Source organism: Streptomyces sp. AJS327 (assembly GCF_013450295.1).
Classification (GTDB): Bacteria; Actinomycetota; Actinomycetes; order Streptomycetales; family Streptomycetaceae; genus Streptomyces.
In genome coordinates, this window is record NZ_SKBR01000002.1 from 1,612,685 (window position 1) to 1,627,611 (window position 14,927).

Annotated in this window: 9 protein-coding genes; 5 read left to right on the plus strand and 4 right to left on the minus strand. The window is 72.9% G+C overall.

Going from position 1 to position 14,927, the window contains the following annotated elements; all coding sequences use genetic code 11:
• Positions 1-103: 103 nt before the first annotated feature.
• Positions 104-2,632, minus strand: a complete 2,529-nt coding sequence (locus tag E0L36_RS16375; RefSeq protein WP_180929753.1) for an RNA helicase — start codon at positions 2,630-2,632, stop codon at positions 104-106.
• A gap of 394 nt (positions 2,633-3,026) precedes the next feature.
• On the opposite strand from E0L36_RS16375, the gene E0L36_RS16380 reads away from it, so the two are divergent.
• From E0L36_RS16380 to E0L36_RS16390, 3 genes are all read left to right on the plus strand, one after another.
• Positions 3,027-3,821 carry a metal-dependent hydrolase gene (locus E0L36_RS16380; RefSeq protein WP_180929754.1) on the plus strand — a complete coding sequence of 265 codons (795 nt, stop codon included), beginning with the start codon at positions 3,027-3,029 and terminating at the stop codon, positions 3,819-3,821.
• 234 nt (positions 3,822-4,055) lie between these two features.
• Positions 4,056-4,907, plus strand: coding sequence for a cyclopropane-fatty-acyl-phospholipid synthase family protein (locus E0L36_RS16385; RefSeq protein WP_180929755.1), 852 nt, complete (start codon positions 4,056-4,058; stop codon positions 4,905-4,907).
• 221 nt (positions 4,908-5,128) lie between these two features.
• On the plus strand, positions 5,129-5,359 hold the full coding sequence (locus E0L36_RS16390) for a hypothetical protein (RefSeq protein WP_374705539.1): 231 nt from the start codon (positions 5,129-5,131) through the stop codon (positions 5,357-5,359).
• A gap of 108 nt (positions 5,360-5,467) precedes the next feature.
• Here the strand turns inward: E0L36_RS16390 and E0L36_RS16395 are convergent, their stop codons facing one another.
• A complete protein-coding gene (locus E0L36_RS16395) occupies positions 5,468-6,868 on the minus strand; it encodes a Gfo/Idh/MocA family protein (protein ID WP_180929756.1) in 1,401 nt (466 codons plus the stop codon).
• A gap of 295 nt (positions 6,869-7,163) precedes the next feature.
• On the opposite strand from E0L36_RS16395, the gene E0L36_RS16400 reads away from it, so the two are divergent.
• A complete protein-coding gene (locus E0L36_RS16400; protein ID WP_180930059.1) occupies positions 7,164-8,537 on the plus strand; it encodes an alpha-amylase family protein in 1,374 nt (457 codons plus the stop codon).
• A gap of 219 nt (positions 8,538-8,756) precedes the next feature.
• On the opposite strand, the gene E0L36_RS16405 is transcribed toward E0L36_RS16400, so the two are convergent.
• Entirely contained in the window at positions 8,757-11,726 is a 2,970-nt protein-coding gene (locus E0L36_RS16405; protein ID WP_180929757.1) for an FAD-binding and (Fe-S)-binding domain-containing protein, read from the minus strand.
• 141 nt (positions 11,727-11,867) lie between these two features.
• Positions 11,868-12,317: a MarR family winged helix-turn-helix transcriptional regulator gene (locus tag E0L36_RS16410; protein WP_180929758.1), complete on the minus strand. Its 450-nt coding sequence runs from the start codon at positions 12,315-12,317 to the stop codon at positions 11,868-11,870.
• A gap of 136 nt (positions 12,318-12,453) precedes the next feature.
• Here E0L36_RS16410 and E0L36_RS16415 point away from each other — a divergent pair, with 136 nt between their 5' ends.
• On the plus strand, positions 12,454-14,436 hold the full coding sequence (locus E0L36_RS16415) for an ABC transporter transmembrane domain-containing protein (protein WP_374705540.1): 1,983 nt from the start codon (positions 12,454-12,456) through the stop codon (positions 14,434-14,436).
• Positions 14,437-14,927 lie beyond the last annotated feature (491 nt).

The following is a 14,927-nucleotide window of genomic DNA, read 5'->3' on the forward strand; positions in this document are numbered from 1 at the left end:
CACCCACCGGCGGTGCGGAGCCGGGGCGGAGGCGGAGGGCGCCCGGCGGGGCGTGCCCGCGCGCCGGGCCCGGTCGCTCGCCCCGCGCCCGGCGGGGCTCCCGTCAGAGCGGGCCGACGCCGGTCACCCGGACGACCGCGCGGGCCTCCTCGTCCGAGGCGACCAGATCGACCTCGGCGGAGATTCCCCAGTCGTGGTCGCCGTTGGGGTCGGCGAAGGTCTGCCGGACCCGCCACAGCCGGTCCTCCGGCACCTCCTCGATCCGCAGCAGCCGGGGGCCGCGCGCGTCGGGGCCGGTGCCCAGCTCGTCGTACTCGTCCCAGTAGGCGTCGAGGGCGGCTCCCCAGGCGTCGGCGTCCCAGCCCGCCTCGCCGTCGAGTTCGCCCAGCTCCTCCACCTTGTCCAGGGCCGCCAGCTCCACCCGGCGGAACATCGCGTTGCGTACCAGCACCCGGAACGCGCGCGGGTTGCCGGTCACCGGCTTCACCTGGTCGGCGCGCTCCCGTGCCTCCTCGGGCGACTCGTCCTCCGGGTTGGCCAGCTGCTCCCACTCGTCGAGCAGGCTGGAGTCGACCTGCCGCACCATCTCGCCCAGCCACTCGACGATGTCCTGGAAGTCCTCCGACTTCAGGTCGTCCGGCACGGTGTGCTCCAGCGCCTTGTAGGCGCTGGCGAGGTAGCGCAGCACGATCCCCTCGGTCCGGGCCAGCTCGTAGAAGGAGACGAACTCGCTGAAGTTCATGGCGCGTTCGTACATGTCCCGGATGACGGACTTCGGGGAGAGCGGGTGGTCGCTGACCCAGGGGTGCGCCGTGCGGTACAGCCCGTAGGCGTGCGAGAGCAGTTCGTCGAGCGGCCGCGGGTAGCTGATGTCCATCAACCGCTCCATGCGCTCCTCGTACTCGACGCCGTCGGCCTTCATCTCGGCCACGGCCTCGCCCTTGGCCTTGTTGGTCTGCGCCGCCAGGATCTGCCGCGGATCGTCCAGCGTGGACTCCACGACCGACACCATGTCCAGGGCGTAGGAGGGCGACTCCGGGTCCAGCAGGTCGAAGGAGGCCAGCGCGAAGGTCGACAGCGGCTGGCTCAGCGCGAAGTCCTGTTGCAGGTCCACCGTGAGTCGGATGGTGCGCCCCTCCGCGTCCGGGGTGTCGAGCCGCTCGACCACCCCGCCGTCCAGCAGGGAGCGGTAGATCGCGATCGCCCGGCGGATGTGCCGCAGTTGGGACCGCCGGTCCTCGTGGTTGTCCTCCAGGAGTCGGCGCATCTGGGCGAAGGCGTCGCCGGGCCGGGCGATGACGGACAGCAGCATCGCGTGGGTGACCCGGAAGCGCGAGGTCAACGGCTCCGGGTCGGAGGCGATCAGCTTCTCGAAGGTCTGCTGGCTCCAGCTGACGAACCCTTCCGGCGCCTTCTTGCGGACCACCTTCCGCCGCTTCTTCGGGTCGTCGCCCGCCTTCGCGAGCGCCTTCTCGTTCTCGACGACGTGCTCGGGCGCCTGCGCCACCACGTATCCGGAGGTGTCGAACCCGGCCCGGCCCGCGCGCCCGGCGATCTGGTGGAACTCCCGGGCGCGCAGGGTCCGCACCCGGCTCCCGTCGTACTTGGTCAGCGCGGTGAACAGCACCGTCCGGATCGGTACGTTCACCCCGACGCCGAGGGTGTCGGTACCGCAGATGACCTTCAACAGCCCGGCCTGCGCGAGCCGTTCGACGAGCCGTCGGTACTTCGGCAGCATCCCGGCGTGGTGGACACCGATGCCGTGCCGCACGTACCGCGAGAGGTTCCGGCCGAACCGGGTGGTGAAGCGGAAACTGCCGATGATGGCGGCGATCTCGTCCTTCTCGGCGCGGGTGCACATGTTGATGCTCATCAGCGCCTGCGCCCGTTCCACCGCCTGCGCCTGCGTGAAGTGCACGATGTACACCGGCGCCTGATGGGTCTCCAGCAGTTCGGTCAGCGTTTCCGTCAGCGACGTGGTCCGGTAGTCGTAGGTCAGCGGAACCGGCCGGGTGGCGGACCGCACCACGGTCGTGTCCCGTCCGGTGCGCCGCCTCAGGTCCTCCTCGAACCGGCTGACGTCGCCGAGCGTCGCGGACATCAGGATGAACTGGGCCTGCGGCAGCTCCAGCAGCGGCACCTGCCAGGCCCAGCCCCGGTCCGGCTCCGCGTAGAAGTGGAACTCGTCCATCACGACCTGCCCGATGTCGGCGTCGGCGCCGTCCCGGAGGGCGATCGAGGCGAGTACCTCGGCAGTGCAGCAGATCACCGGGGCGTCCGCGTTGACGGAGGCGTCGCCCGTGAGCATGCCGACGTTCTCGGTGCCGAACAGCTTGCACAGGTCGAAGAACTTCTCGGAGACGAGCGCCTTGATGGGGGCGGTGTAGAACGTCACCCGGTCCTGCGCGAGCGCCGCGAAGTGGGCACCGGCCGCCACCAGACTCTTCCCGGACCCTGTCGGCGTCGAGAGGATCACGTTGGCCCCCGACACCACCTCGATCAGCGCCTCCTCCTGGGCCGGATAGAGGGAGATCCCCCGTTCCTCGGCCCAGGTCGAGAAGGACTCGAAGAGGCTGTCCGGGTCGGCGTCGCTCGGGATCTGATCGATAAGGGTGGCAGTCACGCCCCCCATACTGCCCCCTGCCCCGGGAGATCAGGGAACCGGCCGGTCTCGGGTGATCACCGGGCGCTACGCTGTGTGGCCGACTCGGCGTCAGCGGCGCGCCGTTCTCCGGCGGTGGCGTACGGGACCTGGGCCGTGCCCCGTCCCCGCGACGGCCCGTGGCTCGGGGCCGCCCGGGAACCGGGTGAGGGTGGTGGCCAGCGCGGCACCGCCGTCCCGGGGACTCGCGCACCACGCGCCCCCGCGTTCCGGGGGCGCCGAACGACGCCGCGCAGGGGGGCGGTTACCGAGCACCGTGCCGCGACACTGCAGTACCGCACGACTCAGCACGGCCCAGCAGCGCTTGGGCACGACGAAGCACCGCGGGCACGGCACCGCACGACAAGCAGGGGTGGGGATACAGATGATGGGACCGGCGCACTCGCTGTCGGGGGCAGCGGCCTGGCTGGGGGTGGGTGCCGCCGCGGCGGCACTCGACCACCCGATGCCCTGGCCCGTGGTGGTGGCGGGCACCCTGATCTGCGCGGGCGCCGCGCTCGCCCCGGACCTCGACCACAAGTCCGCCACCATCTCCCGGGCCTTCGGGCCGCTGTCCCGCGCGCTGTGCGCGGTGATCGACCGGCTCTCCGCCGCCGTCTACAACGCCACCCGGGGCCGGGGGGAGCGGCGCCGCAGCGGGGGTCACCGCACCCTGACGCACACCCTGCCCTGGGCGCTCATGATCGGCTGTGGCTTCTCGGCCGCCGCGGTGCTGGGTGGTCGCTGGGCGCTGCTGATCATCCTCTTCGTCCACATGGTGCTGGCGGTCGAGGGGCTGCTGTGGCGGCTGGCGCGGGTCTCCAGCGACGTCCTGGTCTGGCTGCTGGGCGCGGCCACGGCCTGGATCCTCGCCGGGGTGATGGACCAGCCGGGGAACGGCGCGAACTGGCTCTTCACCGGCGAGGGGCAGGAGTACCTGTGGATCGGGCTGCCGATCGTGGTCGGCGCGATGGTGCACAACATCGGGGACGCGCTGACGATCTCCGGCTGCCCGATCCTGTGGCCGATACCGATAGCGGGCAGGCGCTGGTACCCGGTCGGGACGCCCCGCTTCATGCGGTTCCGCGCGGGCGCGTGGGTGGAGAACAAGGTGCTGATGCCCGCCTTCATGGTGCTGGGCGGTGCGGGCAGTCTGGTGGCGCTGGGCATCGTCGGCTGACGCCCGGTCCGCGGCCTGGGGCCCCGCGTCGCGGCCGACCGCGCTCCGCGCCCCCGACTGTCCGGTCCGGACTCGCGGGGCGACCCGGTTCGCCACCGGAGACCCCTCCCACGGAGGATCGGCCCCGGCCCGGCGGGACCGGCGGGCGCGTTCGCGGAGCCCGTGGCGTGAGTGCCCCCGCCGCGGGTGGCGGACCGGCCCTCTGCCCGCTCACAACAACCCTGGACGTGCCCCATGTTCGAAGAGCTCTCAGCCATCAACGCGCGCCCCTCCGTCTACGCGGAGGTGACCACCCCGGAGCTGTGGACCGACCCGCACATTTCCGGGCGGATGCTCGCCGCCCACCTCGACCCGCACGTCGATCTGGCCTCCTACCGGGCGGAGTACCGTGAACAGGTTGTGGCCTGGCTCATCGATCGCTTCGACATCCGCGCGGGCCGGAGCGTCGCGGACTTCGGCTGCGGCCCCGGCCTCTACACCACGCGGCTCGCGCGAACCGGTGCGTCCGTGACCGGGCTGGACCTCTCCTCCCGCTCGCTCGACCACGCCACGTCCCTGGCCAGCGCGGAGGGCCTCTCCGTCCGCTACCTGCGTCAGGACTACCTCACCTACCGGGACGACGCTCGGTACGACCTGATCATCCTGGTGATGCGGGACTACTGCGCGCTGCCGCCGAACGGCCGGGAGGCGCTCCTGCGAACGGTCCGTGAGCATCTCGCCGCCGGTGGCTTCCTCGTTCTCGACGTCGACTCCGTGTCCGCGTTCGCTCACGTACGGGAGCAGGCGACCTACGCGCCGTCCCTCATGGACGGATTCTGGTCCGACCAGCCGTACTTCGGTTTCCACAACACCTACCGGTACGAGCGCGAGCAGGTATCGCTGGACAAGTTCGAGATCTTCGAGGCCGAGCGAAAGAGGACGTTCTTCAACTGGGTCCGCTACTTCACTCCCGAGGGGCTGGCCGGTGAGCTGAGGGGCGCCGGTCTCACGGACGTCGACGTTCTCGGCGACCTGACCGGATCCCCCTACGACAGCGAGGCCCCACGGTTCGCCGCCGTCGCCACGACGGCGAGCGGTGCCCGCTGACGGTCCGCGCCGGGAGGAGCGGAAGCCTGCCGAAGCACGGGCCGAGTACGCTTCCGGTGCTCCTGCCGACGGTGCGGTGCCGAGCCGGGCCTGAGTGAGGAAGTCCCCCACTGCCGCCGCCCGTCGGCGGCCCGGAACCGGTCCACCGTAGGGCGATCAGCGTGCCCCCGCCTCGCCCGCCCTCTCCGGCGCGCGGCCACCCGGGCCGCCCCGCCCGGTGGGTGGACGCCGCACCGGTGGGCTCCGGTGCCGCTGGCCGTCCTGCTGACCGGCGGCCGCGCGGGCAGGGCGCCGGGGGCGGGATCTGGCTGCACCTCGACCGCGGCAGCGGCACCTCGGGCTGCGTGAGCCTGTCCGCCGCCGGGATGCGGCACCTGCTGCGCGCCCTCGACCCGCGGCGGCGTCCGGTCGTGGTGATGGCCCCGGGTATGTCGGTGTCTTCAGCGTCTTGAGCGTCTTGAGCGCGTTCGGCGTCCTGGGCGTTCCCGGCGTCCTGGGCGCTCCCCACGCCGTCGGGGGCGGAGGGGCCGGGCCGCTGAGCGGCCCGGCGGGGCGCCGCGTCAGGCGTCCGGTTTCTCGGAGTCCACCCCGGGCCGTTCCTTCTCCCAGAGGCCGCGGGTGAAGTCGGGGATCTCCTGGGGCGCCCCGTTCGCCCTGATCGAGGCGTGGCTGAGGGGTACGGGCGAGCTCCACAGCGCCGCGTCGTAGACGTCGAAGTCCGGGACGAGGCCGAGCCGGAGGCACTGGACCAGGCGGAAGAGCATGATGTAGTCCATGCCGCTGTGCCCGCCGGGCGGTTCGGGGTGGTCCTTCCAGAGCCAGTGGTCGTACTTCTGGTAGGCGGCGAAGTCGCCCCACTGGTGGTCGTCCATCTCCGGCTCCAGGTAGATCCGGGGCGGGTAGTCCTCGAAGACGCCCCGGGTTCCGGCGAGGACGTTCAGCCGGTCGTAGGGGTGGGGGTTGGAGACGTTGTGTTCCAGCCTGATGACCCGGCCCTTCGCGGTCTGCACCAGACTTATCGACATGTCGCTGCTGACGTAGCTCTCCTTCCAGCTCTCGTGGCCGGGCGGCATGTGCTCCTCACGGTAGGCGGCGAGTCCGAGCGCGGGGGTGCCGAAGGTGCTGATCCGCAGCGCCCGGTCGCCCCGGTTGACGTCCAGGTAGTTGGCGGCCGGGCCGAAGGCGTGGTTGGGGTAGAGGTCGCCCCGGAGACGGGTGTGCCACCGTCTGCGCCAGGGCCCCTCGTAGTAGTCGGCGTCGAACATCAGCTCGCGCAGGTCGTGGATGTAGGCCCCGGCGGTGTGCAGCAGGTCGCCGAAGAGGCCCTCGTGCGCCATGCGCAGCACCCGCATCTCGTTCCGCCCGTAGGCGCAGTTCTCCAGCTGGAGGCAGTGGCGCCGGGTGCGTTCGGAGAGGTCGACCAGCTCCCACAGCTGGTCGAGTTCGAGCGCCAGCGGGCACTCCACGCCCACGTGCTTGCCCTCGGTCAGGGCCGCCCTGGCCATCGCGAAGTGCAGCCCCCAGGGGGTCGCCACGTAGACGAAGTCCAGGTCCCCCCGGCGGCAGAGCCGCTCGTAGTCGTCCTCGTCCTTGGTGTAGAGGGTGGGCGCGGGCGCTCCGGCCTCGGTGACCTTCCGCGCGGCCTCTTCGGCCTTCTCCCGCACGGGGTCGCAGAGCGCCACCACCCGGACGCCCGGGAGTGCAAGGAAGATGTCCAGCATGCTGGAGCCGCGCTGGCCGAGCCCCACCACGCCCAGTCGGACGGTCCGGCGCCGCTCGAACGGCACCCCGATCATGGTCTCCCCCTGGCGTGGCGGGGGAGCGGCGGCGGTGGCCGCGGCGCTGGCGGGGTTCGCCGCCGCCGTGGCGGACGGGGCGCCCAGGGCGCCGAGTCCGAGTCCGGCGCCCGCGGCGCCGGTGCCCCGGAGTACGGAACGTCTGCTGAATCCATGGTCGTTCATCGGCCCTCCACGGGTCGGTGCTCCTGGATGGTGGCTCCGGTTGTGGACCTTCGCCGGGGTCGCCGTCCCAGCGCAAGGGGTGGGATGGCCGGAAACGGCCCTGGGACGGGGGCAGTTGAGCTGGCAAGAGTTTGCAGAAACACTGTGGAAACTCTTGCGGAGTCCCTTGACGTGCTCACGGCGTCGACGGCAGGCTCCTCGCGTACCCCCCACGGCGGCCAAGGTGCGTGGCTGCCCCTCAGGGCAGGGCACCGCCGTGCCCGCGTCACAAAGGAGCCGTTACGTGCGTCCAGGAATGAGAGCGCGCCTGATCGGGGCGGGCACCGCCGGAGTGCTCGCCGTCAGTGGGCTGTTCGCCGCCGCGCCCTGGCAATCCGAGGCGGAGGCCGCGCCGCCCGGTGAGAAGGCCGTCACCGCCACCCTCTTCGAGCGCCCCTTCTCGGAGGTGGCGAAGGAGTGCGGCGACACCCTCGGCCCCGCCGGGTACGGCTACGTGGAGGTGTCGCCCGCCACCGAGCACATCGAGGGCGACCAGTGGTGGACCTCGTACCAGCCGGTCAGCTACCAGATCGCCGGGCGGCTGGGGGACCGGGCGGCCTTCGAGTCGATGGTGAGCGCCTGCGAGTCAGCCGGCGTCAAGGTGATCGCGGACGCGGTCATCAACCACATGTCCGCGGGCTCGGGCACCGGCACCGGCGGCACCGAGTACAGCAAGTACGAGTACCCCGGCACGTTCCAGGACGGGGACTTCCACGGCTGTCGCGAGGACATCTCCGACTACACCGACCGCGAGCAGGTGCAGAACTGCGAACTGGTCGGCCTGGCCGACCTGGACACCGGGAACGAGCAGGTCCAGGCCAAGATCGCGGCCTACCTCGACGACCTGCGCTCCCTGGGCGTCGCCGGGTTCCGTATCGACGCCGCCAAGCACATGGCGGCCTCCGACATCGAGGGCATCAAGTCCAAGATGTCCGAGGACCCCGGCTACTGGGTCAGCGAGGTCATCTACGGTGACGGCGAGGCCGTGCAGCCGGACGAGTACACCGGCCTCGGGGACGTGGACGAGTTCCGCTTCGGCACCCACGTGAAGAGCGCCTTCCAGGGCGGCGACCTCGGCGGGCTGCGGGACATCGGTGAGGGCAAGCTGGAGAGCGGCAAGGCCCGCGGCTTCGTGGACAACTGGGACACCGAGCGGAACGGCTCGACCCTGACCTACAAGGACGGCTCCGCCCACACCCTGGCGAACGTCTTCCTGCTCGCCCACCCCTACGGCTCGCCCAACGTCTACTCGGGCTACGAGTTCGAGGATAAGGACACCGGGCCGCCCAGCGGCGGCGAGGGCTGGACCAACGTCCACGCCAAGCCGGAGATCACCGGCATGGTGGGCTTCCACAACACCGTCGGCGACGCCGAACTCGGCGACTGGTGGTCCGAGGGCGCCGGGCTCGCCTTCAGCCGGGGTGACAGCGGCTTCGTCGCCCTCAACAACGGTGACGGTGAGCTGAGCCAGACCTTCACCTCGGGCCTGCCCGCCGGTACCTACTGCAACGTCGCGGCCTCCTCGGGCGGCGACTGCGAACAGACCGTCGAGGTCGGGGAGGGCGGCTCCGTCGAGGCCACCGTCCCGCCCGGTGGAGCGATCGCGCTGCACACCGGCGCCACCGCCTGACCGGATCCCACCTGACACCTGACCACGAGGGCCGCGTGACTGCCCGCACCCGGCCCGTGCGCACCACGGCCGCCCCGGCACCCACCACCGGGGCGGCCGTCGGCCGTCCGGCGCAAACCAACCACCGGCCCCGGCACGGCGGTTCACCCGCGCCCGCGCCCGGCGCCGCCCCGTCCACCGGGTCCACCGGGTCTGGCGGGCCTTCCGGGGCCGCGGCGCCTAGGCGGGGGCGCCGCCGGGACGGGTCGCCCACTCCAACTCCAGCAGGACGGACCGGTACCCGGCCCCGCCCGTCGCGTGGTCCATGCCGATCTCGCACATCCGGTTCGCCGAGAGGTACGCGGTGAACTCCCCCTCCCGCACCTCGCGGGCCTCCCGCCGGGTCGCCGAGGCCGTCAGCTCCTCGTGCAGCATCCCCCGGTCGCCCGCGAAGCCGCAGCAGCGGGTGTCCAGCGGGACGGTGACCTCCTCCGCGCAGGCCCCCGCCACCTCGCGCAGCGCGTCCACATCGCCCAGGTGCCGCATGGAGCAGGTCGGGTGGAGCACGGCGGATTCGGTGCGCCGGCGCACGGTCAGCCGGGGCAGCAGGGTGTCGGCGGCCCAGACCAGGGAGTCGACGATGGTGAGCCGCTCGTGCAGCTTCCGGTTGGCCGGGGTCAGTGAGGGGACGACCTCCTCCGCGAGCCCGAGGGTGCAGGACGAGGCGTCGACCACCAGCGGGAGTTCCCCGCCGTCCGTCCACTGCCAGGCCGCCTCCACGACGCGGTTGGCCATCACCGCGTTGCCCTCGGCGTACCCCTTCGAGTGCCAGATCGTGGCGCAGCAGGTGCCGCGCACCCCGTCCGGGATCCACACCGGCCGTCCGGCCCGGGCCGACAGCCGGACCAGCGCCTCGGGCAGCGAGGGCCCCTCGGTGCCGCGTGGCTCACCGAAGATGCGGTTCACGCAGGCCGGGTAGTACACGGCGGCGGCCCGGCTCCGCTCCGTCACCGGCAACGGCCCGGCCGCGGGTGGGAGTTCGGACAGCCACTCGGGCATCAGGTCCGGCCGCACCGCCCGCCGCGCCGCCGAGGTGACGGCCCGCAGCACCCGGTCGCCGCGCCGCGGCCCGAGCCGCCCGCGCAACTGCCCGGCCGCCGCGACGGCCAGCCGCGCCGACCGCTCCACCAGCGCGAAGTTCCGGGCCGCGCGGGCCGCGACCCGTTCCTCCCGGGGCGAGTGCCGGGTGTGCCGGAACTCCTTCATCAGCGCGCCGGTGTCGATGCCCACCGGGCAGTCCAGCTTGCAGGTGGAGTCCCCGGCACAGGTGTCGACCGCGTCGTAGCCGTACGCCTCCAGCAGCCGCTCCTCCACCACGGAACCCGGCTCCTGCCGGTTCATCTCCCGCCGCAGCACGATGCGCTGGCGCGGGGTGGTGGTCAGGTCGCCGCTGGGGCAGGTCGGTTCGCAGAAGCCGCACTCGATACACGGGTCGGCCTCCGCCTCCACCCGCGGGATGGTCTTCAGCCCGCGCAGGTGTGCCCGCGGGTCGCGGTCCAGCAGGACCCGCGGAGCCAGCACCCCGTCCGGGTCGACGGTCCGCTTCACGCGCCACATCAGCTCGGTGGCGCGCTCGCCCCACTCCAGCTCCAGGAACGGCGCGATGTTCCGGCCGGTGGCGTGCTCGGCCTTGAGGGAGCCGTCGAAGCGCTCTACCGTCATCCGGCAGAAGTCGTCCATGAAGGCGGCGTAGCGGGTCACGTCCTCCGGCCGCGCGGCGTCGAAGGCGAGCAGGAAGTGCAGGTTGCCGTGGGCGGCGTGGCCCGCGACGGCCGTGTCGAAGCCGTGCCGGTCCTGGAGTTCCAGCAGCGCCTCGCAGGCCTCGGCGAGCCGGGAGGGCGGCACCGCGAAGTCCTCCGTGATCAGCGTGGTGCCGGAGGGACGCGAGCCGCCGACCGCGGTGACGAACGCCTTCCGCGCCTTCCAGTAGAAGGCGATGGTGCCCGCGTCGCGGGTGAACTCGTTGGTGACCGACGCGACCGGCGCGACCAGCTCCAGGCCGTCCAGCACCTCCCGCGCCGCCCGCTCGTACTCCACCTGGGCCGCCTCGTCCGCCGCCCGGAACTCCACCAGCAGCGCCGCCGTCTCCTTGGGCAGCTCGGCCCAGTCGGCGGGAACGCCCGCCACGCTGACCGAGGCGCGCAGCGTGTTGCCGTCCATCACCTCGACGGAGAGCGCGCCCGCCTCGGTGAAGCGCGGCACCGCCGCCGCTGCCGCCGCGAGGCGCGGGAAGAAGAACAGCCCGGTGGAGGTGCGCCGGTGCAGCGGCAGCGTCTCGAAGACGATGTCGCTGAGGAACCCGAGGGTGCCCTGCGAGCCCACCATCAGCCCCCGCAGGATCCCCACGGGGGTGTGGCCGTCCAGGAAGGCGTCGAGCCGGTAGCCGTTGGTGTTCTTGATCTCGTACTTGGCGCGGATCCGGGTCACCAGCTCCGGGTCCGCCTCGATCTCGGCCTTCAGCGCCAGCAGGCCCGCGCACAGCTCCGGTTCGGCCCGGGCCAGCTCCTCGTCGGCCGTGGGTGAACCGGTGTCGACGACGGTGCCGCTGGGCAGCACGACGGTCAGCGAGCGCACCGTCCGGTAGGAGTTGCGGGTGGTGCCCGCCGTCATGCCGGAGGCGTTGTTGGCGACCACCCCGCCCACCGTGCAGGCGATGGCGCTGGCCGGGTCGGGGCCCAGCAGCCGCCCGTACCGGGCCAGCGCGGCGTTCGCGCGGACCACGGTGGTGCCGGGGCCGATCCGGGCGCGGCCGCCGTCCTCGTCCAGCACCTCGACCCCGGCCCAGTGACGGCGCACGTCGACCAGGATGTCCTCGCCCTGCGCCTGGCCGTTGAGCGAGGTGCCCGCCGCCCGGAAGACCACCTCCCGTCCGTTGGCCCGCGCGTACGCCAGGACCGCGGCGACGTCCGCGCGGTTCTCCGCGAGGACCACCACCCGGGGCAGGAAGCGGTAGGGGCTGGCGTCCGAGGCGTACCGCACGAGGTCGGAGAGGTGGGAGAGCACCTTGTCCGGGCCGAGCAGGCCCTCCAGGTCCTCCCGGAGGCGGGGTTCGGTGCCTCCGGCCGACTCGCGCGGCACCCGGTCGGGAGCCGGGGTCCGGCCGGCCTCGGCCGGTCGCAGGGCGGCGGGGTCGGGTTCGAGCAGCGGCATGACGCCTCCGTGGGTCGAGGGCCGGGCGGCCGTCGGGAGGTCATCGTAGTCGGGCGGGTCGGCGCCGCCCGGAGGGCCCTGAGCTGGACCGGACCCCGCCCGTGGCCCGGCGGCCCCGGGCGGCGCCCGGCCGGCGGGCCGTCAGGGGCGGGCGTCCGGTGCCTGGTCGAGCTGGATGAGCAGGCCGCGCAGGGTGTCGCGCTGGTCTCCGGACAGCGGGGCCAGCAGTTCCTCGGCCGCCGACCGCCGGGCCTGGTGGAGGGTGGCGAGCGTGCCCTCGCCGCCCCTGGTCAGCTCGATCCGGATCGCCCGCCGGTTCCCCGGGTCGGGTGCCCGGCGCACCAGGCCCCGCTCCTCCAGCGCGTCCACCAGGCTCGTCACCTGCCGGGGGACCACGCCGAGACTCCCGGCGAGGTCGGCCATCCGTGGTGGCTCCGGGCGTCGGGCGAGGACGCGCAGCAGCCGGGCCTGCGCGGGGGTGACGCCGACCGGGGCGAGACCGCGCCGGTGCGCGAGGTTCAACCGCCTCGTGAGCCGCAGGAGCTGGTCCGCCAGGTCGTCGGTGTTCTCGTCGGGGAGAGGGCCGGACATGCGCGCAGCGTACCAGGACGATGTTCACTGTGAGCACAGGCAACAGTTTATGGTTAACAGTGACCTATCCTCAGAGGCCGGCCCCACCACCCCGGGCCGCTCGCACCCCCGACCCCGCCTCCGAAGAGGGAGCCCGTTGCGTCACCACGCCCCCGAGTGGACCCCGTCGGCCCCGATCTCCGGCAGCCCGGCTTCCGGGGCCGACGCGGTCCCGATCCGCCGCGTCCTCCGGCTCTTCCGTCCCTACCGGGGGCGGCTGGCCGTGGTGGGCCTGCTCGTCGTCGCCTCCTCCCTGGTCTCGGTCGCCTCCCCGTTCCTGCTCCGCGAGATCCTCGACGTGGCGATCCCGGAGCGGCGCACCGGGCTGCTCGGGCTGCTGGCCCTCGGCATGATCGGGACGGCCGTGCTGACCAGCGCCTTCGGGGTGCTCCAGACGCTGATCTCCACCACCGTCGGGCAGCGGGTGATGCACGACCTGCGCACCGGCGTCTACGCCACCCTCCAGCGGATGCCGCTCGCCTTCTTCACCCGCACCCGCACCGGGGAGGTGCAGTCCCGCATCGCCAACGACATCGGCGGGATGCAGGCGACCGTCACCTCCACCGCCACCTCGCTGGTCTCCAACCTGACGAGCGTCGTCGCCACCGTCGTGGCGATGCTCGCGCTCGACTGGCGGCTCACCGTCGTCTCGCTCCTGCTGCTGCCCTGTTTCGTCTGGGTCAGCCGTCGGGTGGGGCGCGAGCGGCGGAAGATCGCCACCCGGCGCCAGCAGCAGATGGCCGCGCTCTCCGCTCTCGTCACCGAGTCGCTATCGGTGAGCGGGATGCTGCTCGGCCGCACCATGGGCCGATCCGACTCGCTGACCCGGGACTTCGGCGAGGAATCGGCGCGGCTGGCCGAGCTGGAGGTCCGCTCGCACATGGCGGGGCGCTGGCGGATGGCCTCCATCGGGATGGTGATGGCGGCGATCCCGGCGCTGCTCTACTGGACGGCCGGGCTGCTGGTCGAACTGGGCGGACCGGCCTTCTCCATCGGCACGCTGGTCGCCTTCGTCACCCTCCAGCAGGGGCTGCTGCGCCCGACCGTCTCGCTGCTCTCCACCGGTGTCGACATGCAGACCTCGCTGGCGCTCTTCCAGCGCGTCTTCGAGTACCTGGACCTGCGTCCCGACATCACCGAACCCGCCACGCCCCGGCAACTGCCCCGGATCCGGGGGGAGATCCGCTTCGAGGGGGTCGACTTCTCCTACCACGGCCCAGCCTCCGCCGGTACGGCCCCGGCCGCCCCCGGGTCGCCCGACCCCGGCTCCGCGGACCCCGGACCGGACCCGGCCGACCCCGTGCGGGCCGACCCGGGCGCCCGCGCCGACCGGCGCACGCTGCGCGGGATCGACCTGACGGTCCCGGCGGGCGCCAGTCTCGCCGTCGTCGGCCCGACCGGCTCCGGCAAGAGCACCCTCGGCTACCTGATCCCGAGGCTGTACGACGTGACGGGTGGCCGGGTCACCCTGGACGGCGTCGACGTGCGGGAGCTGGGCTTCGACACGCTGGCGCGCGCCGTCGGCGTGGTCTCCCAGGAGACCTACCTCTTCCACGCCTCGGTCGCCGAGAACCTCCGCTTCGCCAAGCCGGACGCCACCGACGCGGAGGTCCGCGCGGCCGCCGAGGCGGCGCGGATCCACGAGCGGATCGCCGCCCTGCCCGACGGCTACGACACCCTCGTCGGCGAGCGCGGGTACCGCTTCTCCGGTGGGGAGAAGCAGCGGCTGGCACTCGCGCGCACCATCCTGCGCGACCCCCCGGTGCTCATCCTGGACGAGGCGACCAGCGCCCTCGACACCCGCACCGAGCACGCCGTGCAGCGCGCGGTGGACGCGCTCGCGGTCGGCCGCACCACGGTCACCATCGCCCACCGGCTCTCCACCATCCGCTCCGCCGACCAGATCGTGGTGCTGGACGAGGGGCGGATCGCGGAACGCGGCACGCACGCCGAACTGCTCGCCGCCGACGGCCGGTACGCCGCCCTGGTCCGGCGCGACGCCAGCACCGGGACCGACCCGGAGGACGCGGAGGCGGCGAACGAGCGGCGTGCGGAGCACGCGGCCCCGCCCGCGCCCTGACCTCGCACGGCGGGGGCCGGAGGGGAGGACCCGAACCGGCCGAACTCCGGTGCGCCGCACGGCCGGTCACGGCGGGCGGCGGACCGCCCGCCGGGGCTCCGCCCCCGGAGCCGGGGAAACCGGGGGCGCGGTCGCGGTCTCCGCGCGGCGCGCCCCCGGCGCGGGGCCCGGGAGACGGGGATTCCGGCGGTGCGCGGCGACGCCCCGCGCGGCCCGGGCGCGGGTCCGGTGAGCCGCCGGGGTGCCCGCCGTCCGTCTCCGCGCGTCCGTCCCCGTTTGTGGATATTCGGGACTACCGGCCCGTTCGTGTTCCATAGGCGCGATACGTGCTTCTTTTCGCTTCGAGGCGCGGCGAAAAATAGACGGCCACACAAGGGTCGACTTTCCGGGGGTCGGTTACTAGGATGCCCAACCAGTTGTGGACACCGTGTGTCAAAAACGAGTCGTGGATGTATTCACCGCGTGTTCACGGGTCGGCGGGGTTTCGTTGA